The sequence below is a fragment of the Halorarum halophilum genome (assembly GCF_013401515.1).
Classification (GTDB): domain Archaea; phylum Halobacteriota; class Halobacteria; order Halobacteriales; family Haloferacaceae; genus Halorarum; species Halorarum halophilum.
Window position 1 is genome coordinate 2,956,885 of the sequence record NZ_CP058529.1, and the last position, 20,914, is coordinate 2,977,798.

General features: G+C 69.7%; 21 protein-coding genes. 7 read left to right on the forward strand and 14 right to left on the reverse strand.

What is annotated here, in order from left to right:
* Positions 1-24: 24 nt before the first annotated feature.
* Together HUG10_RS14855 and HUG10_RS14860 are read right to left on the reverse strand one after the other, a co-directional pair.
* On the reverse strand, positions 25-2,256 hold the full coding sequence (locus tag HUG10_RS14855; RefSeq protein WP_179170314.1) for an amino acid permease: 2,232 nt from the start codon (positions 2,254-2,256) through the stop codon (positions 25-27).
* Complete coding sequence (locus tag HUG10_RS14860) at positions 2,256-2,747, reverse strand: NAD-binding protein (RefSeq protein ID WP_179170315.1); 492 nt, start codon at positions 2,745-2,747, stop codon at positions 2,256-2,258. Before HUG10_RS14860 ends, HUG10_RS14855 begins: the two co-directional genes overlap by 1 nt.
* A 172-nt stretch (positions 2,748-2,919) precedes the next feature.
* Between HUG10_RS14860 and aspS the strand changes: the two genes are divergently transcribed.
* Positions 2,920-4,224 carry an aspartate--tRNA(Asn) ligase gene (gene aspS, locus HUG10_RS14865; protein WP_179170316.1) on the forward strand — a complete coding sequence of 435 codons (1,305 nt, stop codon included), beginning with the start codon at positions 2,920-2,922 and terminating at the stop codon, positions 4,222-4,224.
* A gap of 92 nt (positions 4,225-4,316) precedes the next feature.
* Here the strand turns inward: aspS and HUG10_RS14870 are convergent, their stop codons facing one another.
* A complete protein-coding gene (locus tag HUG10_RS14870) occupies positions 4,317-5,615 on the reverse strand; it encodes a cation:proton antiporter (protein WP_179170317.1) in 1,299 nt (432 codons plus the stop codon).
* A gap of 250 nt (positions 5,616-5,865) precedes the next feature.
* Between HUG10_RS14870 and HUG10_RS14875 the strand changes: the two genes are divergently transcribed.
* Positions 5,866-6,342, forward strand: a complete 477-nt coding sequence (locus tag HUG10_RS14875) for an SHOCT domain-containing protein (RefSeq protein ID WP_179170318.1) — start codon at positions 5,866-5,868, stop codon at positions 6,340-6,342.
* 1 nt (position 6,343) lies between these two features.
* Here the strand turns inward: HUG10_RS14875 and HUG10_RS14880 are convergent, their stop codons facing one another.
* Together HUG10_RS14880 and HUG10_RS14885 are read right to left on the reverse strand one after the other, a co-directional pair.
* A complete protein-coding gene (locus HUG10_RS14880; RefSeq protein ID WP_179170319.1) occupies positions 6,344-6,844 on the reverse strand; it encodes a cupin domain-containing protein in 501 nt (166 codons plus the stop codon).
* Positions 6,845-6,886: 42 nt separating this feature from the next.
* Complete coding sequence (locus HUG10_RS14885; protein ID WP_179170320.1) at positions 6,887-7,102, reverse strand: DUF1328 domain-containing protein; 216 nt, start codon at positions 7,100-7,102, stop codon at positions 6,887-6,889.
* Positions 7,103-7,212: 110 nt separating this feature from the next.
* Here HUG10_RS14885 and HUG10_RS14890 point away from each other — a divergent pair, with 110 nt between their 5' ends.
* A complete protein-coding gene (locus HUG10_RS14890) occupies positions 7,213-8,103 on the forward strand; it encodes a pantoate kinase (protein WP_179170321.1) in 891 nt (296 codons plus the stop codon).
* Here HUG10_RS14890 and HUG10_RS14895 read toward each other — a convergent pair.
* A complete protein-coding gene (locus HUG10_RS14895) occupies positions 8,100-8,960 on the reverse strand; it encodes a formyltransferase family protein (RefSeq protein ID WP_179170322.1) in 861 nt (286 codons plus the stop codon). The two genes, HUG10_RS14890 and HUG10_RS14895, sit on opposite strands and share 4 nt — an antisense overlap.
* Positions 8,953-9,879, reverse strand: a complete 927-nt coding sequence (locus tag HUG10_RS14900; RefSeq protein ID WP_179170323.1) for a polysaccharide deacetylase family protein — start codon at positions 9,877-9,879, stop codon at positions 8,953-8,955. Before HUG10_RS14900 ends, HUG10_RS14895 begins: the two co-directional genes overlap by 8 nt.
* A 240-nt stretch (positions 9,880-10,119) precedes the next feature.
* Between HUG10_RS14900 and HUG10_RS14905 the strand changes: the two genes are divergently transcribed.
* Positions 10,120-10,923, forward strand: a complete 804-nt coding sequence (locus tag HUG10_RS14905) for a 4-phosphopantoate--beta-alanine ligase (RefSeq protein ID WP_179170324.1) — start codon at positions 10,120-10,122, stop codon at positions 10,921-10,923.
* Positions 10,924-11,022: 99 nt separating this feature from the next.
* Here the strand turns inward: HUG10_RS14905 and HUG10_RS14910 are convergent, their stop codons facing one another.
* On the reverse strand, positions 11,023-12,150 hold the full coding sequence (locus tag HUG10_RS14910) for a molybdopterin-dependent oxidoreductase (protein WP_179170325.1): 1,128 nt from the start codon (positions 12,148-12,150) through the stop codon (positions 11,023-11,025).
* A gap of 160 nt (positions 12,151-12,310) precedes the next feature.
* Between HUG10_RS14910 and HUG10_RS14915 the strand changes: the two genes are divergently transcribed.
* Positions 12,311-12,760 (forward strand): pyridoxamine 5'-phosphate oxidase family protein, encoded by a 450-nt coding sequence (locus HUG10_RS14915; RefSeq protein WP_179170326.1) that lies wholly within the window; start codon positions 12,311-12,313, stop codon positions 12,758-12,760.
* Positions 12,761-12,800: 40 nt separating this feature from the next.
* On the opposite strand, the gene HUG10_RS14920 is transcribed toward HUG10_RS14915, so the two are convergent.
* Complete coding sequence (locus tag HUG10_RS14920; protein WP_179170327.1) at positions 12,801-13,952, reverse strand: pyridoxal phosphate-dependent aminotransferase; 1,152 nt, start codon at positions 13,950-13,952, stop codon at positions 12,801-12,803.
* A gap of 389 nt (positions 13,953-14,341) precedes the next feature.
* A complete protein-coding gene (locus tag HUG10_RS14925; RefSeq protein WP_281375657.1) occupies positions 14,342-15,373 on the reverse strand; it encodes a glutathione S-transferase family protein in 1,032 nt (343 codons plus the stop codon).
* Between the two features lie 185 nt (positions 15,374-15,558).
* Here HUG10_RS14925 and HUG10_RS14930 point away from each other — a divergent pair, with 185 nt between their 5' ends.
* Together HUG10_RS14930 and HUG10_RS14935 are read left to right on the forward strand one after the other, a co-directional pair.
* Positions 15,559-17,373: a formate/nitrite transporter family protein gene (locus tag HUG10_RS14930; protein ID WP_179170328.1), complete on the forward strand. Its 1,815-nt coding sequence runs from the start codon at positions 15,559-15,561 to the stop codon at positions 17,371-17,373.
* Positions 17,374-17,492: 119 nt separating this feature from the next.
* A complete protein-coding gene (locus HUG10_RS14935; protein WP_179170329.1) occupies positions 17,493-17,645 on the forward strand; it encodes a DUF7563 family protein in 153 nt (50 codons plus the stop codon).
* Between the two features lie 101 nt (positions 17,646-17,746).
* On the opposite strand, the gene HUG10_RS14940 is transcribed toward HUG10_RS14935, so the two are convergent.
* The 4 genes from HUG10_RS14940 to HUG10_RS14955 form a co-directional block, all read right to left on the reverse strand.
* A complete protein-coding gene (locus tag HUG10_RS14940; RefSeq protein WP_394354968.1) occupies positions 17,747-18,403 on the reverse strand; it encodes a class I SAM-dependent methyltransferase in 657 nt (218 codons plus the stop codon).
* A 36-nt stretch (positions 18,404-18,439) separates the two neighbouring features.
* The gene (locus HUG10_RS14945; RefSeq protein ID WP_246310263.1) at positions 18,440-19,339 is read right to left on the reverse strand and encodes a thiamine-phosphate synthase family protein; all 900 of its coding nucleotides are present in this window, start codon (positions 19,337-19,339) and stop codon (positions 18,440-18,442) included.
* A gap of 1 nt (position 19,340) precedes the next feature.
* Positions 19,341-19,994, reverse strand: a complete 654-nt coding sequence (dcd, locus tag HUG10_RS14950; protein WP_179170330.1) for a dCTP deaminase — start codon at positions 19,992-19,994, stop codon at positions 19,341-19,343.
* A gap of 92 nt (positions 19,995-20,086) precedes the next feature.
* Positions 20,087-20,815, reverse strand: a complete 729-nt coding sequence (locus HUG10_RS14955; RefSeq protein WP_179170331.1) for a Yip1 family protein — start codon at positions 20,813-20,815, stop codon at positions 20,087-20,089.
* Between the last annotated feature and the right edge of the window lie 99 nt (positions 20,816-20,914).

The window sequence follows — 20,914 nt, forward strand, 5'->3', positions numbered from 1 at the left end:
CCCGGAAAGCGTTTGCGTTCGCCGCTACAGCAGCCAGCGCTCCAGCGCGCGGGCGAACCGCCCGGGCGTCGTCTCCTCGCGTGGCCGGACGACGAGCGTTGGGCAGTCTACGTTCTCGAGGATCTCACCGGCGCCGACGCCCGTGACGAGGACGTCCGTCTCGTCGGCCTCGAAGTCCACCTTGCCGCCGTCGGGGAGCACGAACCCGGTCCGGACGGGCGCCGAGCACAGCCCCGCGATCTCCTCGTGGTAGTCGTCGATGACTCGCCGCTGCTCCTCCGAGACGAAGCCATCGACGCTGTACTCGAAGCGGACCTCGGCGTCGTGGGCCATCGCGACCGCGTCCGCGACCGCGACCTTGGCCGGGTCGTACGGCCCCTCGTCGGTGAGCACCGAGACGACGTTCACGTCGCCGAGGCCGACGCCGTCGGGGGCATCCATCCCGCCCCGCGAACCGCCGGACTCAGGCGCGCCGTCGTCGACGAGCACCGCGTCGCAGTCGGTGTGGTCGAGCACCCAGTCCACGTCCGAACTGAACAGCCGCTCGCGCAGTCCACTGGGTTCGTGCTCCATGACGAGCACGTCGACGTCGGTCGACTCGACGTGGTTGGCGAGCGCGTGACGGGTGTCGTGGCTGACGACCTCGCTCACCCGCACCGGGACGTCGACGTCGAGTTCGGCCGCGATGTCGTCCGTCCGCTCCTCGAACTGGACGTCCGCGGCGGACTGCTCCTCGGCGGCATCCAGGGGCACCTGGTCTGCCACCTCGTCGAACCGGACGACCGACACGCTGCCGTGCTGGGGCGCCGCGAGGTCCGCGGCCACGTCCACGAGCGCGCGCTCGTGGGAGGGGTCCATGTCCTCCGGGACCGCGACCAGCGCCTCGTAGCCGCTCCCCGTGGGCGCGACCGCCTCGCGTGTCCGGTCGAGCGCCTGCCTGCCGAGTTCGCGCCGAACCGCGTCCACGGCGGCGCCCTCGCGGTCCACGCGACCGCGGGCGTACAGGAAGTACCACCCGACGCTCGCGGCCGTGATGACCACCGCGCCGACGAGCGGTACGGTCCCCATCTGCGTGAGCAGGACGAGCCCGCCGACCACGCCGAACCCCTGCATCCACGGGTACAGCGGCGACTCGAACGACGGCTCGTACTCCATCGTGCCGCGGCGGAACGCGATCACGGCGACGTTGATGAGGACGAACACGAGGATCTGGAACGCGCTCGCCAGTTTGGCGATGCTCTCGAGGGGGACGAACGCGATGAGCAGGAGGAGGACCGCGCCGGTGAGCAGGATGGACGTGCTCGGCGTGTTGAACCGCTCGTGGATCTCCCCGAGCGACGGGGGGACGAGGTTGTCCCGTGCCATCGCGAACGGGTAGCGCGAGGAGGAGAGCACGCCCGCGTTGGCCGTGCTCACGAGCGCGAGCAGGGCTGCGATGATGACCGCAACGACGCCTGCGGGGCCGAGTGCGGCCTCCGCGGCGACCGCCATCGGCGCGCTGGAGTCGGCGATCGCGGACCGCTCGGTGACGCCGAGCATGACGAACACGATGAGCGCGTACAGCACCGTGGTGAACGCGAGCGAGCCGAGGATGCCGATGGGGATGTTCCGGCCCGGATTCTCGATCTCCTCGGCGACGCTCGCCACCTTCGTCACGCCCGCGTACGAGACGAACACGAGTCCGGTGGCCGCGAGGATCCCGCCGGTGCCGCTGTCGAAGAACCCGTCGTAGTTCACCATGTCCACCGCGGGGGTCCCCCCGACCGCGAACCAGCCGAGCGCGACGAGCATGACGGCGACGATAGCGACCTGCACCCGGCCGGTCTGCTTCGCGCCGAGCAGGTTCACGAGGACGAGGATCGTAGCGAGCGTGAGAGCCAGCGGCGTCGTGATGCTGGGTGGGACGTTGAACTGGTAGAGGATGTACGGTACCCCGCCCACCAGCGCCAGCCCACCCTTGAACGACAGCGCGAACCACGTCCCGATGCCGGCGACCGTCCCGAGCAGCGGGCCCATCCCGCGCTCGATGAACAGGTACGTGCCGCCGGACTCGGGCATCGCGGTGGCCATCTCCGCCTTCGACAGCGCCGCCGGGAGGACGACGAGGCCGGCGAGTACGTACGCCAGCACGACCGCCGGGCCCGCGTACTCGACGGCCACCGCCGGGAGGATGAAGATACCGCTGCCGATCATCGCCCCGATGCTGATGGCGAGCACCGAGAACAGACCGAGGTCGCGTTCGAGGCCCTTCGGCACTACGCGTCACCCCCGCCGTCCGAGCGCAACCGCTCGTTCTCGTTCGTCGACCACTTGTGGTCCTCGGAGCTTTCCTCCGTTTCGAACACCTCCTCTCCGTGGCGCTTCCTGTCGAGCGCGGACGCCAGGGCGGTCGAAGCACAGACGGGCTCCACCCCCGCGTCGACGAACGCATCCACGTTCTCCGGGTCGTTCACGAGCGCGATGACGCGGTTGGCCCGCCGAATCCGAACCAGTTGTGCGACGAGGAGGTTTCGGCCATCCTCGTGCGAGGCCACGATGACGACGTCCGGGCCGTCGAGGCCCTCCCGGTCGAGCGCGGTCCCCGTTTTCAGATCGACGACGCGCGCGTCGGCGCCGGCCGCCGCGGCACGCTCGACCGCGCGGTGGTCATCGCCGAGGAACGCCACCTCACCGGATTCGTTCGCCAGTTCCTCCGCGAGCGTCTCTCCAGCGCCTCTTCCGCCGATGATGACAGTGTCGTGGTTCATGACGAGTCGCTTTCCTTGGTGCCACGTAGATGCCGAATCCGGATAAACTAGGCGGTATTTTCTCGAATCAGGATACTAGCAACCTAATACGAACAAAACGTTTTGGGTGTGGGCGACCTCCGGCGCTCTCGAATCGACCGTTTTTAAGCCCCGTGAGCCGGAACGAACGCGTATGCAGGGAAGAACCTACACGGCCGACGCCGAGCCGGGCGACGAGGTCACCGTCGCCGGCTGGGTCCACGAGACCCGCGACCTCGGCGGGATCGCGTTCCTCATCCTCCGGGACACGACCGGCCGGATCCAGGTGAAGTTCGAGAAGGACGAGATGGACGACGACCTCGTGGAGACGGGACTGGGCGTCCACCGCGAGTCGGTAATCTCCGTGACGGGCGAGGTGGCTGAGGAGCCCCGCGCACCGACCGGCGTCGAGATTGTCCCCGAGTCCGTCGAGATCGTCTCCGCAGCGGACCCCGAACTGCCGCTCGACCCCTCCGGGAAGGTCGACGCCGAACTCCCGACCCGGCTCGACAACCGCACGCTCGACCTCCGGAAGGACGAGGTGAAGGCCGTCTTCGAGGTCCGCGCCGAGATCCTCCGCGCGACCCGCGAGACGTTCCGCGAGCTCGGCTGCACGGAGATCAACACGCCGAAGATCGTCGCCACCGGCACGGAGGGCGGCACCGAGCTGTTCCCCATCACCTACTTCGGCCGCGAGGCGTTCATGAACCAGTCGCCGCAGCTGTTCAAGCAGCTGATGGCAGGCTCCGGCCTGGAGCGCGTCTTCGAGATCGGTCCGATCTTCCGCGCCGAGGAGCACAACACGCCTCGCCACCTCAACGAGGCGACGTCCATCGACTTCGAGGGCGCCTTCTGCGACCACCACGAGGCGATGGACGCCGCCGAAGCGGTCACGAGGAACGCCTACGAGGCCGTCGCGGAGAACTGCGAGGAGCAGCTCGAGGCGCTCGACCTCACCGACGAGTTCGAGGTCCCCGGAGGCGAGTTCCCGCGGCTCTCCTACGAGGAGGCCCTCGAGCGCATCAACGCCACGGGCGACCTGGACGAGCACCTCGTCTACGGCGACGACCTCTCCACGGAGGCCGAGCACGCGCTCGGGCAGGACGTCGGCGAGCACTACTTCATCACCGACTGGCCCTCCGAGATCAAGCCGTTCTACATCAAGGACCACGACGACGACGAGTCGCTCTCGACCGGCTTCGACATGATGCACCCCCGGATGGAACTCGTCTCGGGCGGCCAGCGCGAACACCGCCACGAGCGGCTCATCGAGGGGTTCGAACAGCAGGGACTCGACCCCGAGGCGTTCGAGTACTACACGAAGATGTTCAAGTACGGCATGCCCCCGCACGCCGGCTGGGGGATGGGCGCAGAGCGCCTCGTCATGACGATCCTCGGCCTGAAGAACATCCGCGAGGCCGTCCTGTTCCCGCGGGACCGCCAGCGACTGAGCCCCTAGCCGACGTCGCAAAGCGGGCTCGCGGGAACGCGATTGCGACACGCCCTCCGCCCCACCTTCCGCTCCGCGCCGGCCGCTCGCCCCCTCGCCGTCTACGCCGCGGCTCCCTCGTCTTCTCCCGCTCCCGTCTCCCCGCTCTCCTCCTCGCTCTCGCCGACGAACCACCTCATCGCGTACGGCGCGGTCACGCCGTGGAGGAACACGGAGACGAGGACCACGAAACCCACGAGCGCCCAGATGAGGCCGGCGTCGGCGAACTCCGCCGACCCAAGCCCGTAGGCGAGGTAGAAGATGGAGCCGACCCCGCGGACCCCGAAGAAGGAGACGACGGCCCGCTCGCCCGCCGAGCGGGACAGCCCGAGGACGCCGGCCGCGCCGGCCAGCGGCCGGACGAGCAGCACCAGCGCCAGACCGACAAGGGCGGCCTCGACCGACAGCGGCGCCAGCAGACCGGTCGCGACGGCGCCCCCGAACAGCACCAGCAGCAGCGCCAGCGACAGGCGTTCGACGACCTCCGCGAAGTCGTGGAGCGCCTGGTTGTACTCGTGGCCGCGCTCGATATCCCGGATCAGCAGCGCCGCGACGAACACGGCGAGGAAGCCGTATCCGTTGAGGATCTCCGCCACCCCGTACGACAGGAGCGTGCACGCCAGCGCCTCCGTCCCCTCGACGGCCTTCCCGATGCGAGTCGTCGGGGAGTGTCGGAACAGGAGCTTTCCCAGCCCCCAGCCCGCGCCGTAGCCGACGAGACAGCCGACGACGATCCGGTAGCCGACGTCGACGAGGAGCCACTCCTGGAGCCAGTTCTCGGGCGCCAGCCCGGCGGTCGCGACGGCGATCGCGAGGTACGTGAACGGGAACGCGAGGCCGTCGTTCAGCCCGGCCTCGGACGTGAGCGCGAAGCGGACCTCCTGGTCGTCGGCCTCCTCAGGGCTGAGTTCCCCGGCCGCGGGGCGGTCGACCTGCACGTCGGAGGCCAGGACGGGGTCGGTGGGGGCGATGACGGCGCCGAGGAGGATCGCCCCCGCCGGGGCCAGGCCGACCCACCACCAGCCGAGGAGGGCGGCGGCTGCGATGGTTAGCGGCATCGTCACCGCGAGGAGGCGCCAGGTCACCGACCAGCCGCGGACGGAGAACGGTCGGTCGAGCTTCAGCCCCACGCCCATCAGCGCGACGATGACGACGAACTCCGCGAAGTGTTCGGTCGCGGTCTCGTACTCCAGCGGGTTCGGAGCCGGCAGCCCCAGCGGGAGCGAGAACACGGCCGCGCCGAAGAGGACGTACAGCATCGCCGGCGACACGGGAGCGCCGTCGAGCTCTTCCGGCAGCAGCGCAGCGCCGAGGAAGACGATGCCGAGGAGGGTGAGCACGACGACGTCGATGGAGACCATGTTCACGGAACGGACGGCGGACGGATAGGTCCTGTCGCCGATCGCTGCTCCGCCCGGCGGTTTCGGCGGAGTCGGCCTTGCGGTCGCAAGGCGACCTGTCCGCGGACGGCACCGTTCACTCCCCTTCACCGACCACTTTCTCACCGACTACTCCCGCATCGATCCCTCTCTCACAGACACGCCTTCACTGACCTTACCCCGTCGTCCCCCGACCACGCCGTTTCTTCATGCGCTGGTGCGTAAGACGGCCATGGACCGGTCGAACCCGGGGGGCGACCGCCCCGGAAGCGAGGGCGTGGACGAGGAGGACACGCCCCTCCAGGAGGCCGTCGGCGGCGTGGTCGTCGCGCTCGTCCTCCTCGTCGCGTTCGGCCTGCTCGCGGTCGACTATCCGTACTTCTGGGTCGCGTTCCCCGTCGGGTTTGGCGGGGTGCTCCCTGCGGCGGTCGCGCTCGCGAGGTACTACGAGCGACGGCGCGCAGAGGACGCGGAGGGGACAGCCGATCCCGAAGCGGACGCGCTCGAGATACTCCGTGACCGCTACGCCCGCGACGAGATCGACGAGGCGGAGTTCGAGCGCCGGGTGGACGCCCTCCTGCGGACGGAGTCGGTCGAGGACGCCAGAGCTGACGCCGCCCGGCGTGCGGCCGAGCGCGAGCGTGCGACCGACCAGGGTACCGACGTCGAACGCGGGGGTTGCTCCGGACGGGAGCGCGACGCGGAGTGAGCTACGCCCACTCGTTCTCGCCGCCCGCGCCGCGTCGCCACCGCTGGGTCTCCGTGCCGCAGATCTCGCAGACGACCGCCCTCGCGTCAGGCTCGTCATCCGGGCGGACGATGTCGTGGGAGGTGCGCTCGCCGCACGTCGGGCAGTCGACGAGCGTCTCGCCGCCCTCGTACGCCAGCGGTGCGCCGAGCGCGATGGCGTGGACCCGTTTCTCGCCCCGGTTCCACCCGCGCTGGAGTTCGCCCGGGCCGAAGCGGATCGCCTCGTTCGAGTCGACCGTCACGTCGCCCTCCTCGGTTTCGAACGTCGCCGTCCCCTCGAGGATCACGAACACCTCCTCCTGGGCGTCGTGGCTGTGGTACGCGAACGCGAATGAGTCGCCCGGCGCCAGCTCGTAGGAGTTGACCGCGAGGTCGGTGCAGCCGAGCGCGTCGGTGAGCGGCTTCAGCACCGCCGCTGGCTGGACACTGTTCTCCACGTCGTCGACGGCGACCCGTTCCATGCGGTCACTGGGCCGCCGGCCGACAAAGTTCCTCGCGCCTGCCTACAGCAGGAACGTCAGGATCGCGAGCACGATGAACACGAACACGAGGATCCGCGCGATCTCCATGCTGATCCCGGCCACTCCGCGGAAGCCCGCGAACGCGGAGACGAGCGCCAGCACGAAGAACACGATAGCGAGCCAGAGCAGGCCCCCCCCGCCCTGCAACGGTGTGGCTGCGACTGTGCCGGCCGACAGCATGGCTGTTGTTACTGACATGCAACCCAATTTTCGTCCCCTTCCATTGTAAAGCTCGGCCAGTATATTGAAGGGTGACGCCGCGCGCCGCTTCCACAACCGATACCTACCGGCCGGGCGATTCGGGAACGATGACCGACGAGGCGACCGCGTTCGCGCCCGGCCACGTGACGGCGTTCTTCGCGCCGTACCCCCACGACGACCCCGCCGTCGCTGGCTCCCGAGGCGCCGGCCTGGCGCTGTCGGACGGCGTCGAGGTGACGGTCCGCCCGACCGGATCGATCGAAGACGGCGGGCGGATCTTCCTCGACGGGACGCCAACCGAGATGGCTGCCGTGACGGGCGTGCTCGGGTCGCTCGACCCGGATTCCCGGGAGGGGGACTGCGAGTCCGGCGGGCTCCCGGCCGACGTGGACGTCCGGACGGACCTCCCGGTCGGCGCCGGGTTCGGCGTCTCCGGGGCGGCGGCCCTGGCGACCGCCCTCGCTGCGAACGACGCGTTCGACCTCGCGCGCTCGGAGAACGAACTGGTCCGGGCCGCCCACGTCGCGGAGGTCGAGGCCGGGACGGGGCTCGGCGACGTGGTCGCGCAGTTCCGCGGCGGCCTCCCCATCAGGCTCGAACCCGGCGCGCCGGGCCACGGCGAGTTCGACGGACTGCCCGCCCGCCCGCGCGTCGAGTACGTCACGTTCGGGGAACTGTCGACCGAGGCGGTGCTCGGGGGGGACCTCGACCCGGTTCGGACGGCCGGCGAGGCGGCGCTGACGCGGCTGCGCCGCCGCCCGACGGTCGACGAGCTGCTCGCGGCCGCGCGGGAGTTCGCCGAGGACGCGGGGCTCCTGGTTCCGGCGGTCGCGGAGGCCGTCGAGGCGGCCGAGGCGGAGGGGTCGCGGGCGTCGATGGCGATGCTCGGCCGGACGGCGTTCGCGCTCGGGACGGGGCTCTCGGACGCCGGCTACGACGCGACCCCCTGTACGGTCCACCCGACCGGGGCGACGCTGGTGGGTCTCGGAGGTCCCTAGCTCAGGACGTGGCCGCGGAGGTTCTTGAGGAGCACCCGACCGGCGAAGGACGGCTTGCGTCGGAGCGTCGTCGAGTAGTACGGCCCGAGCGAGTCGGGAACCGTCGGTTCGATCGACGGGTCGCGGAGGTTCTCGATTCCCGTCGCCAGGGTGTTCGCCTGGAGATCGTGGAGCTCGTCGTAGATCTCCCAGAGGGTGGCGCCGTCGTCCACGTCGGTCTCGGCGTACGCGATGATCTCCCCGGCGTCGATGTCCTCGGTGAGCCGCTGTAGCGTCACGCCCATCCGGTCCCGGCCGTCGAGGTACGCCTGCGGCGGTCCCATCCCCCGATACAGTCGGATGTCCGCGGGGTGGAAACTCAGGACGCCGTACTCCGGCACCTCGAGGACGTCCCCCTTGAGGAGCCCGAAGCCGTACCGCATGCCGACGTCGCAGGACTCCCCCACCGCCTCGACGGCGTCCGGCGGGAGTTCGTTCCAGTTGCCGTCCTTCACCGGGCTGACTCGGCGGACGTCCGCGTCGTCGAACAGCGCGATGTCGTCGACGTGGATCCGCCTCGACGGTTCGACGCGGGTGCCGAACTCCTCCGCGAGTTTCTTCTCCGCGATGACGAACGTCCACGCTCGCTCCCGCTCCAGGACGTCGAAGAACAGCCGGACGGCGTCCAGTCCGAGCCCCTCGTTGACGGTCTTCGCTTCCGCCTCCCGATCGTAGTCCGGGTCCTCGTCGTCGTTGACGAGCACGAGCGGGATCTCCACCCCCGCCCGCTCGACCGCGATCTCCATCGACCGGACCTGGTACCCCTTCAGGTACGGGTCCGCGAGGACGCACAGGTTGTTCGGCGGTGCCTCAGACACGGGCTTCCCTCCCGGTCGACGAGAGGTTGTCGAGCGCGTCGGCGATCGTCCCGTCGGGCTGGGGAACGGCCTCGTAGAACGTTCCGGGCGGGCCGACCCAGGCGCCCATGTCCAGCGCCCGCTCGATCAGGTCCTCGTATACCCGCGCGTAGTCGGGGTACTCGGGTTCGTACAGGACGTTCGAGTGCCAGTCGGCGACGAGCACGCTGCTGTTGTCCCGCGCGTCCTCGAGGACGCGCTGGCAGTTGGCCAGGACCTCGTCGGTCGACTTCGCGGATCCCATCACCGCGTGGTCCATGAGCGACCACGGGAACACGACGAACTCGTCGTCGAACGGTCGGATCAGGTCGTACCCGTGTTGAAAGTCCATGGCAGTGGAGTCGCCCAGCGAGGTGTCGTACTTTATCCCGGCATCACGTAGGTGTTTCCACGTCTCCGGCGGCGACAGGCGCCAGTGGTGCTGTCTGTTGCCGATGATCTCCGTGTTCACGACGGATTCGATCCGCTCCTTCTCGTAGCCGAACCGGCCGGAGTTCTCCGAGGACGTGTACGACCCGTGCAGACCGATCTCCCAGCCGAGGTTGTCGAGCGTGCGGAACGTCGACGCGATCGCCCTGTCGGTCACGTCGTACCGACCCGTGTACAGCATCCAGCCCCGTTTGCTCACCCACTCCGACATCGGGCGGTCGGAGAGGTGGATCTCGTCCAGGACGTTGAACGACGAGCGGACGCCGAGTCCGGATTCGATGGCCATGAACCGCTCGAACTGCCAGTAGGGGTTCTTCGATCCGAACGTCCCCCGAAGTTCGCCGATATCGCGGTCGGAGATCGCGTTGTAGAGGTACTGGTGTGTCTTGTACACCCGGTCGACGTCGTGGGAGAGGCAGAGGGCAAAACTGTAGTCCGACTGTCCGGTCATGTACGTTTGTCATGATTATGCATAAAGAACTTTCTGAGGTGAAATACTCGCTACATCTCCCAAGCCGGATACCGCTCGCTCACGTCTCGTCCGGAGCGTGCCGGCATCGCGGTCGAGCTGCGAGGGATGGACCACGCCCGGACGTGGGTTTCGGACGACCACCCACCGGGTCCCCAGACGGGACTCGTGGGGCCGACCGAAACGGGGTGAGTTTTCACCGGTCGGCGCTGACCACCTGCTATGACCGACGAGGCCGCGCCGCCCGAGGTCGACCACGAGTCGGAGCTCCCGCGGGACCACCCGCGCTACCAGTCGCTCCTGACGCGCCACCGCATCGAGGAGGGCGTCGAGAAGGGTATCACCTCCACGCAGGGGCTCATCGCCGAGGGCCGCGGCGAGGCGTTCGACTACCTACTCGGCGAGGAGACGCTTCCGAGCGCGGACGCGGCCGCCCGGGCGGCGGCGGCCCACCTGCTGCTCGCCGAACATCCGGTGCTCTCGGTGAACGGCAACGTCGCCGCGCTCGTCCCGGCCGAGATCGTCGACCTCGCGGAGGCGACCGACGCCGATATCGAGGTGAACCTGTTCAACCGGACCGAGGAGCGGATGGGGGCGATCGCCGACCACCTCCGCGAACACGGCGCCGACGAGGTGAAGGGACTCGCCGCGGACGGGCGCATCCCCGGACTGAACCACGAGCGGGCGAAGGTGGACGCCGACGGCATCGGCGCCGCCGACGTCGTGCTCGTGCCGCTGGAGGACGGCGACCGGGCGGAGTCGCTCGGCGAACTCGGCAAGACGGAGATCGTCGTCGACCTGAACCCGATGTCCAGGTCGCCTCGGATGGCCGCCGTCCCAGTCATCGACAACATCATCCGCGCCGTGCCGAACATCACGCGTCACGCTCGTGAACTGGCCGACGCGCCGCGGGGGGAACTCGAACGGATCGTCGAGGGGTTCGACAGCGAGGCCGCGCTTCGCGACGCGGAGCGCGCCATCCGCGAGGGAGACCTCGGGAAGCGCGACGGCAAGGATCAGGAGTGACGACTCACCGGTACCCTATCTCGCCGGAGCCGTTCTACCGAGGGGCGTCGCCGACCTGTTCGGCGACGGCGGCATCGACCATCTGATCTCCGAGGGAGACTAGTCGAACCCCGAGATCAGCGTCACGAGCCACTGGGCCGGGTCGCCACGCTGTCGGACCTCCACGCGCTCGACCCACTTCACCCACTGGAAGCCGCGCCGTCCGGGAGCGACCAGCCGCGCCGGCGCGCCGTGGCCGTGGCTCAGGCGCTCCCCGCCGACCCGCGTCGCCAGCAGGGCGTCGCGTGCCTCCTCGACCGGGAGCGACCACCGGTAGCCCGTCACCGAGACGAACCTGACGTAGCGCGCCTCGCCGGAGGCGCCGGCCGACTCCAGGAGGTCGCCGACGCGGACGCCGTCCCAGTTCTGGTGCGTGTACCAGCCGCTCGTGCAGTCGAGCGTCGCCTCCACCTGCGTGCCCTCCCCGCCGGAGTCGCCCGAACCGGCGGGGCCGGGGTCCACCTCGTCGTAACCGAGTTCAAGCGGTTCCTCGACCAGCCCTGCGACCGAGAGCGTCCACTCCTCGCGCTCGACCGGGTCGGGGTCGTCGGCGACCCACGAGGTGACCGGGAACTCCCCGCCCTCAGTCTCCGCCCCGGAGAGGTCTGCCGTCGGCTTCGAGCCCGTGAACCGCCGGGTCGCGCCGCCGAGCAGGCGGTCGGTCGCCTCGCTGGCTTGCCAGGCGAGCGCGCCCCCGACGAGCAGCGCCCCGGTCCGCAGGGCCGCGCGCCTGTCGAGGTCGACGTCGCGGGGCGAGTGGTAGCGGGCGCCGAGGTGGACGAGCACCAGCGGGACGAGCACCAGCCCGAGCCCGATGTGGAGGTTCAGCGTCGTCCAGCCGAGGACGGGGATGTTGCCCCCGAGCACCCAAAACACGCCCGTCGCCAGCGCGGCGACCGCGACGACCGCCTGGAGCACCGAGAGCGGCGTGGCGCCGTCCCACGCGGCCGGCGTGCGCACGCGGCGGCGCACCCGCCACAGTTTGAACGCGAGCAGGCCCACGAGCGTCAGCCCGACCGTCGAGTGGAGCCAGAACACCCACTCGCCGTCGGGGGAGCCGACCGTGAACGAGAACAGCCCCGAGACGACCTGGAACGCGACGGTCGCCGCGAGCGCCCAGTCGACGACCCGCGGCGGTGGCTCCAGCCGCCGGACGGCGGACGCGAGGCTCCCGGGGACCCCGTGCATAGGTGACGGGAGGCACCGGACGGGTTTAGTTCCGCTGTGGAAGCTGGGGCGTCGGAACGTCCTCACGCGTGGCGAATCGGTCGACAACGGGACTACATCGACAGTAAAACTGACCGAAATCATCTCCTGGCTTAATGGGTCCGGGCGAGTATCGTTTCGTATGTCGATCGACGAGATACGTGAGTCCTCCCCGGATTTCATGACCGACGACCAGATGCGGGAGTTCCTGACGGAGGAGGGCGTCGGGGTCCTCGGACTCCTCGACGAGGGGGTTCCGTACCTCGTGCCGATGTCGTTCGGGTTCGACGGGGACTCGACGCTGTACTTCGTGTTCCTCCTGTTCGGAACCGAGAGCCGCAAGGAGACGTTGAGCGATCGGGCGGGACAAGCGAGGTTCCTCGTCTACGACGCCGAGTCCGCGAACGAGTGGCGGAGTCTGAGCCTCACCGGTCCCCTCCGCGAGATCGAGGACGACGAGTGGACCGACCTCCGGGACGCCATGGAGAACGCGTGGCACCCGGACGTGTTCAGCGCCGCCGACCCCATGCGGGGCATTGAGGGGTACCGGCTCGAGATCGACGAGTGGACCGGAATACAGCACGGGTCGTAGCGCCGTCGACGGGCCGGTGGAGTCGAACCGACGTTGGTCGTTAGATCGTCTCCTCGATCCGATCCAGCCCCAGTTCCAGTCGCTCCAGCGAGTTCGCGAACGACAGCCGAAGCTGTCCCCGTCCGGCGTCCCCGAAGCCGTCGCCCGGCGCGAGCACAACGTCGCCGTCTTCGAGCAGACGCTTCGCCAGCGGGAGGCTCGCCTCGTCGGTATTGGGTTCGAGGAACGCGTAGAAGGCGCCCTCGGGACGCGGGGCAGTCACGCCGTCCATGCCCTCCAGCCGGTCGGCGACGTAGTCGCGTCGCTCCCGGAACGCCTCGTACATCTCCTCGACCGGGTCGCGCGGACCGGTGAGCGCAGCCAGCGCGCCGTGCTGGGCCATGGTCGGCGCACAGCAGGTCGTCGACTCGCGCACCTTCGTCGTCTCGTCGACGACGTCGGCGGTGCCCGCGAGCCAGCCGACCCGCCAGCCGGTCATCGCGAACGCCTTCGAGCAGGAGCCGACCGTGAGGACGTGCTCGGGGTTGCCCGTCATCGACGCGACCCCCTCCGGGTCGCGGTCGTAGGTGAGCGCACCGTACACCTCGTCGGAGATGACGTAGGCGTCGTGCTCGGCGGCCGCCTCGACGATGGCCCGGACCTCGTCGGGGTCGGCGACGCGCCCGGTCGGGTTCGACGGCGAGCAGAGCACCACCGCGCCGGTGTCGGGGCCCATCCGGTCGATCACGCGCTCGGCGTCGAGGTCGTAGTCCGGCGCCGCCATCGGGACCTCGACGGGGTCGGCGTCGGCCAGTCGGGCCTGCGTCCAGTAGTTGGGCCACGCGGGCGATGGGATGAGCAGCTCCTCGCCCTGCTCGACGGTCGCGAGCACGGCGAGGTGGAGCGCCTCCATCCCCCCGGTCGTGACGAGGACCTCGTCGGGCGTCTGCTCGACGCCGTACTCCGCGTCGAGCGTGTCGGCGATGGCCTCGCGGAGTTCGAGCAGCCCCGCGTTCGAGGTGTAGTGGGTCGCGCCGCCACGTAGGGCATCGACCGCGGCCTCGGTGATGTGTTCGGGCGTGTCGAAGTCGGGTTCGCCGACCTCCAGGCGGACCGGGTCCCGCCCCTCGCGCTCGGCCTCGTCGGCGAGGTCGAACATCACTCGGATGCGGGAGCGGTCACAGGACCTGACGCGGGCTGTGGGTCTGGGCATGGCCGGCTATTCGCGTGGGTCGCCGTAAAGCCCCGCATCCGGGTCGTCGTCGCCGATTCCGGGTGATCCACCCTCTGACACGAAGGTTTACATAATAAACTCTATAGTGCGATATGAAATCTCTCCGGCGACGCTTTAGTCGGGATGAACAATGACGTGCCGGATCGCGATAAAACGGTGGTTTCGGGGCTCACCAAAACAAATTTCTGTATTCGAAGAAAGGGATTAAACTCGGACGGGAGAACATCTTGCGGAATATATGGAAAGTTGACGCGTCTATTAGTCGTATCGCGTTCCAGTTCGTCCTCGGCTGCTGGCTATGGTGGGCAGAAGTGGGGGCATTCGCCATCGAGCGACGTTGCGGCCTCCTCTAGGACGGGGAACGTCGCTCAATCCGCCGCCGCGTCCCCCACCAGTTCTGCGGGAGGTTCGCCGGGCAACCCGTCCCGGTCGTGCGGCGCCGAGAAGTCGATGTCTGGGCCGGTCGGTACGATGCGCTTCGGGTTCAGGCTCTCGTGCGACTTGTAGTAGTGGCGGGTGATGTGGTCCAGGTTCACCGTCCCCGCGACGCCGGGCGTCCCGAACACGTCCTTCGTGTACTCCCAGAGGTTCGGGTACTCGTGGATTGCACGGCGGTTGCACCGGAAGTGCGTGTGGTAGACGTGGTCGAAGCGGACGAGCGTCGCGAACAGCGCCACGTCGGCCTCGGTGAGGCGGTCGCCCGCGAGGTACCGGCGGTGGTCCAGGTGCTCCTCGTACTCGTCGAGCGCCTCGAACAGGTCATCGACCGCATCGTCGTACGCCGCCTGGGTGCCGGCGAAGCCGGCGCGGTAGACGCCGTTGTTGATTCGCGGGTAGACGTCGTCGATCAACTCGTCCACCTCCTCACGGTACCCCTCGGGGTAGAGGTCGACGCCGTTGCCGAGGTCGTGGAACGCGGTGTCGAGCATCCGCATGATCTCCTCGCTCTCGTTGTTCACGACCGTCTCGCGCTGGGTGTCCCAGAGCACCGGCACTGTTACGCGGCCGGTGTAGTCGGGATCGGCCTTCGTGTAGATGTCGCGGAGGTACCGCGCGCCGTAGAGCGGGTCGGGTTGGTCCTCGGAGAACTCCCACCCCTCGTTGTACCGTTCCGGTCGCGTGAGCGAGAGCGAGACCACGTCCTCCAGCCCCTTCAGCGCGCGCGTCATCGCGACGCGGTGGGCCCAGGGGCACGCCCGGTTGATGTAGACGTGGTACCTGTCCGGTTCTGCCGGGAAATCCGGGTTCTCGACCGGCTCCGCGTCCGGCCCGGGAACCGCGCCGTCGATCCAGTCCCGGAAGCTCGTCTCCTCCCGCTCGAACTCGCCGCCGTCGCCGGTGTCGCGGCGGACGTCCGTCCGCCACTCCCCGTCGACGAGCATGTTGGTCGCGTCGCTCATTGTGACTCGTGTGGTGGTCGTTGGCGCTCCGACGGCAAAAACCCGCGTCGCTCGGGAGGGGCGACGACGCGGCGGTGCCGGGGCCCTGGAGGGCCGGCGTCGACGGGGTGAACCCGACCACCGTTTCAGGATGCCGTGGCCGAATGAACCAAATGTTTGGGTCGAATCGGTAGCCGGTGCCCGTAATGTCCGACCCCGATGCATCCGAGAACGAGACGGCGGTCAGGGACGCCGTCGAGCGCTCGCGGAGCGGCGCGCCGGCGGCGGGCCGGGTCGTCCGCGACCGGTTCTCGTCGGACGAGGTGTTCCAGCGGATCGTCGCCGCGGCCGACGAGGAGATAACGTCCGGTAGCCGCGAACTGTTCTTCAGCGGGCTCGCGGGCGGCTTCGCCATCACCATCACGTTCATGCTGTACGTCTCGCTGTCGGCGACGACCGGCGGGGACCCCGTGGTGAGCGCCCTGCTGTACCCGCTCGGGTTCATCTACATCATCATCGGCGGCTACCAGCTGTACACCGAAAACACGCTCCCTCCGGTCGCGCTGACGCTCGAACGGCTCGCAAGCATTCCGGCCCTGCTGCGCAACTGGGTGGTCGTGATCAGCGGGAACGCCGCCGGCGGGGCCCTCGGGGCGACCGCGCTCGTCTTCGGCGGCGTGCTCTCACCGGAGGCGGCGACGGTGGCGGCGGAACTGGGCCAGCACGGCGTCGAAACCGGGTGGTGGCCCCTGTTCTCGAAGGCCGCGTTCGCCGGGCTAATCGTCGCAGGGGTCGTCTGGGTCGAGTACGCCTCCCAGGACACGATCTCCCGGCTCGTCGTCGTCTACCTCGCCTTCCTCGCCATCCCCCTGGGGGGGCTGTACCACTCGGTCGTCTCGATCACCGAGATGGTGTACCTGGTCCTCCGGGGGGACCTCGCCGTGTTCGTCGGGTTCGTCGATTTCGTCCTCCCGGTCCTGCTCGGCAACACGGTCGGCGGGGTCATCCTCGTCACCGTCGTCAACTACTTCCAGACGACAGAGCGGCGCCTCGAGTCCGCGCGCTTTGAGGGCGCCGATCGGCAGCTCTCGCTCAAGGAGTGGCTCTTCGGCGGGCTGGTGGGGCAGTCGTACGTCCCGCTCGTCGACACTGCGGAGGAACCGACGACCGACGACGGGGGGTACCGGGTACTTGTGCCGATCGCGAACCCGCGGACCGAGTCCAGGCTCGTGGAACTCGCGTGCACGCTCGCCGCCGAGAGGGAGGCCGCCACGGTCCACGTCGTCCACATCGTCCAGGTTCCCGACCGGTCCCCGGGTGGGTACGGCGCCGGGCAGAACCGGCGGATCGTCGCGGAGTCCGAGCGGCTGCTCGAGGACGTCCGCGAGACGGTGGGTACCTACGACGTCACCTGCGAAACCTCCACGATCGTCTCACACCGCTCGTTCGAGGCGGTGTTCAGGGTCGCCGAGCGCAGGGACACCGACCTCGTGATGCTTGGCTGGGGTGCCGACCGCCTGTGGGGTGCCGCACGACGGGACCGCCCGCTCCACGAACTCACGGGTCAGCTTCCCTGCGACTTCCTCGTGTTCAAGGATAGTGGAATTGACACTTCCCGGGTCCTGCTCCCCGTCACCGACTCCCCGCACTCGGACCTCTGTGCCGAGATCGCCAGGACGCTCCAGGCCGGAACGGGCGCCGAGGTCACGCTCCTGCACGTCGTCGACGATTCGGACGAGGTCGCGGCTGGGAAGCGCTTCCTCGTGGAGTGGGCCGCCGAGCACGACCTCGAGGATACCACGCCAGTGGTCGACGACTCCGGGGATCTCGAGGGGACCATCGCCCGGGAGGCGGCGGGCCACACCATGCTGTTGATGGGGGCGACCGAACGAGGCCTGCTGTCGCGGCTCGTCCGCGACTCGCTCCACTACGACGTCGTGGACGAGGTGGACTGCTCGGTCCTGTTGGCGGAGCGGCCGATGGAGCGCGGGCTCGGAGAGCGCTTGCTGCCCCTGCGGTAGGGGCGCTCGCTCACCTTCGGTGCTCTGCCGCCGGGGCGACGGAGCGCCCCGCGTTCCGGACCATATTTTCGTCCTCAGACCACGGAATTTATCACGGATGCTGGGAAACGGCAGGTCGCATGCGAGAGTGCAACAACTGTGGGTCGTCCGTCTCCGAGCAGTACGTCAGGGTGTTCGCGCCCGACGAGAGGGCGGGTCCGCGCGTGTGTCCCCACTGCGAGGACGTGGTCCGCGACGGCGCCGAGGTCCGCGAGGCGCGGGCGACGCGCTGACGACGGACAGCGCCGACCGGCCTGGCCACCGGTCAGGGACGAACTGCTGATGGACCGGCCCTGGGGGGAGCGGCCACCGACGAACCGCGCTCGCCTGCCGGCTACCTGACGGTCCCCGCGCTCACCCGCGCGAACCCGCCGGCGAGCGTCCGTACGGTCACGTCCGTACACCGCGCCCGGAGCGTCCGGTGAGCCGCCGCGACGCGGCCGTCGAGCACCGCCGTCGGGCTCTCGCTGAGGGACGTCGCGGTGCCCGGCGGCGAGCCGAGCCGGACGAACAGGCGAAAGCCCGGGTTGAGCGCGCGCCACCCGGGCCGCGTCGTCCGCGCGAGGTCGAGCAGCGCCAGGCGGCCGCCTGGTCCGACGAGGTCGGCCCAGGCCTCGACCGCCTCGGCCGGGTCGGCGAGCATCCCCGAGACGAACGCCGCACAGCAGGCGTCGACGCTCCCCGGTGTGATCGGCGGGCGCGTCGCGTCGGCGCGGACGAACGCCGCGCCGTCCGCCCGCTCCCGGTCCCACGCCACCGCGAGGACGCCCGGCGAGAAGTCGACGCCGACGTACCGGCCGGTCGGACCGACCCGCTCCCGGAGGTGGCGGTGGTTCGCGCCCGTGCCGCAGCCGAACTCGACGACGGCGTCGCCGGCATCGGGCGCGAGCGTGTCGGCGAGCGACTCGCGGAGGTGCCCGACACCCGGGCCGTGCCGGGCGAGCGCGTCGTACAGCCCCGCGAACGTGGAATAGAACTCCGGCGCGTCCATCGTCTCAGCGTCCCCCGTCCTCCCGATTCGGCCACATCAGAGCAGCTCCTGGACGACGTTGGCGACCGTGGGCGCGTCCGGGCCGAGCACGTACACCACCGGTTCGATGCCGAAGCCGCCCGCCTGGTAGACGACGAACGTCTCCGGGAGGTCGCGATCGGCGAGCGCGGCCCGCACGGGGTCGGTCGGCGCCTCCGGGTCGAACGCGATGGCCTCGTACCCCGCCTCCTCCAGCGTCGCGACGATGTCGTCGTCGTGGGTGATGTTCACCGCGGCGCGGACGTCGGCGTCCGCCGCGCGTGCGGAGAGGAGCACGCCGGCGACGTGCTCGCTCACGCCGAACTCCGGGTCGCCGGGGACCGTGGCCCGGCCCTTCACGTCGAAGATGCGCCCGGGGACGGCAGCGACCTCCTCGATGTCTGTCGCGTCGGGGAGACACTCGACCAGGTTCGAGCCGACGTGCGGGATGAGCCCGGCGAACCCGGACGTGTTGGTGAGGAGCCGGAGGCCGCGACGGAGCGACGCGAGCGTCCGCTCGCGCTCCCGGAGCGCGCTCTCGGGGTCGTGGACCGTGAAGTCGTACTCGGCGCCGGCGAGTTCGGGCATCGCCTCCTCGTGGAGGTCCGCGAGCAGGTCGCCGTCCTCGAGCTCCCGGACGAGCACCTCGAACTCGACGAGCGCCGCGACCGGACCCATGTCGCCCGAGGCGAGCCCCTCGGCTACCCGCTCGACCAGCTCCTCCACGCGCTCGTCGTTCAGCACCTCCTCGCGCCGGCTCACCTCGCCGTGGGCGTACTTCGACACCGCCGACTGGCTGATGCCGAGCGCGTCCGCCACCTCGCTCTGGGTGAGCCCGCGGTCCCTGAGCTCCTCCGCGAGCATCGAGCGCACCGTCGGGAGGAACTCCTCGACGACGATCTCCTCGATGAACCGCACGCTACGCCCCCGTTCCTCCGGCTGTCTCGTCGCCATCGTCGCCGAGTTCGCCGCCGTGTCGGGTCCCGCGTCGACGGTTGGCGAACTCCGGGTCGTCGCCGATGCGCGAGGCCTGCGGGCCGGACTGGCCCTGGTACTTCGAGCCGCGCTCGCTGCCGTACGGGCGGTCGGCCGGCGACTTCAGTTCGGTGAAGGTGAGCTGTGAGACGCGCATCCCCGGGCTGAGCGCGACCGGGGCGTTCCCCAGGTTCGACAGTTCGAGGGTGATCTGTCCCCGGTAGCCGGGGTCGCACAGCCCGGCCGTAGCGTGGACCACGATGGCGAGTCGGCCGAGCGAGGAGCGGCCCTCGACGTGGGCGACCAGGTCGTCGGGGATCTCGACGGTCTCCTTGGTCGTGCCGAGGACGAAGTCACCGGGGTGGAGGATGAAGTCGTCGCCCTCGGGGACGTGGGTCTCGGTCACGTACTCGTCGACCTCGCGCTCGTCGTTCGGGTGGATGCAGGGGATGTTCGTCCGGCGGAACTCGAGGAACTCCGGGCCGAGCCGGAGGTCGACGCTCGCCGGCTGCACCTGCGTGTCGACGTCGTCGAGCGGGTCGACGACGAGGTCCCCGTCGCGGAGTCGCGCGAGGATGTCGGTGTCCGCCAGTATCATGTCCCGATGACCGGGACGGGGCGACGTAAACCCTCCCGTCCGCGTCGCACGGCAGTGTCCCACTGCGCCGGGGCCTTACCCCTCCGCGCCCGTCAGACCGCCTCGAACAGCAGGCCGACGAGCGTGCTCGCGAGCACGATCCAGAACGCCTCGCCGGTCGTGATCTCCCTCGCGCTGGCGAGCCCGTACACCCGCACTGCCCCCGCCCAGACGGCGACGACGGCGGTCGCGACCAGCGAGATCGTGCTCAGTCCGGCGAAGGCGGCCTCCAGCGCCGCGACCGCACCCTCGGTGGAGCCCGGGAAGGTCGTCGTCCGGAGCTGGTACACCAGCAGCGCGCCGATGGCGAGCATGCGGGTGACGCTCGGGACCATCCCCCAGCCGGCGACCGCGAGCGTGTCCGAGAACGTCCCCTTGCCGTCGAAGAGCGCGCTCGCGCCGTGGAGCACCGCACCCTGAAACACCCAGAGGACGGGGACGAATAGCAGGACGACCAGGGGGAGCCAGGAGTACTTCTCGACGACGAGCGAACCGACGTCCCGTTCGACCGTCTCCGGAACCGACGGGTGACAGCCGCTCGGCGTCGAGATGTCGCTCTCGGCGTAGTTCTCGCAGGCCCACTCGGGCACGTGCTCGGGGTTGTCCATCGTGACGGTCGCGTCGACCGCGCGGTCGAACTCGGAGAGGAACAGGCCGACGCCGCCGGCGGTGACGACGGCCACCACCAGGACGGCGATCATGGCGTCCCCCAGCGGGGGCGAGCCGTCGTGGGCCTGGAAGTACGACTGCGGGCGGAGGAGGGGCGTACGGGGACGCGACATTGGCGGGTGCTCTCGGCGATCTGGTAAATGTTTTCGGACTTACTCGTCGGTCGTGATGGGCTTTCGCGGTCGTCACGGAATGTGTCGCGATGGAAGCAG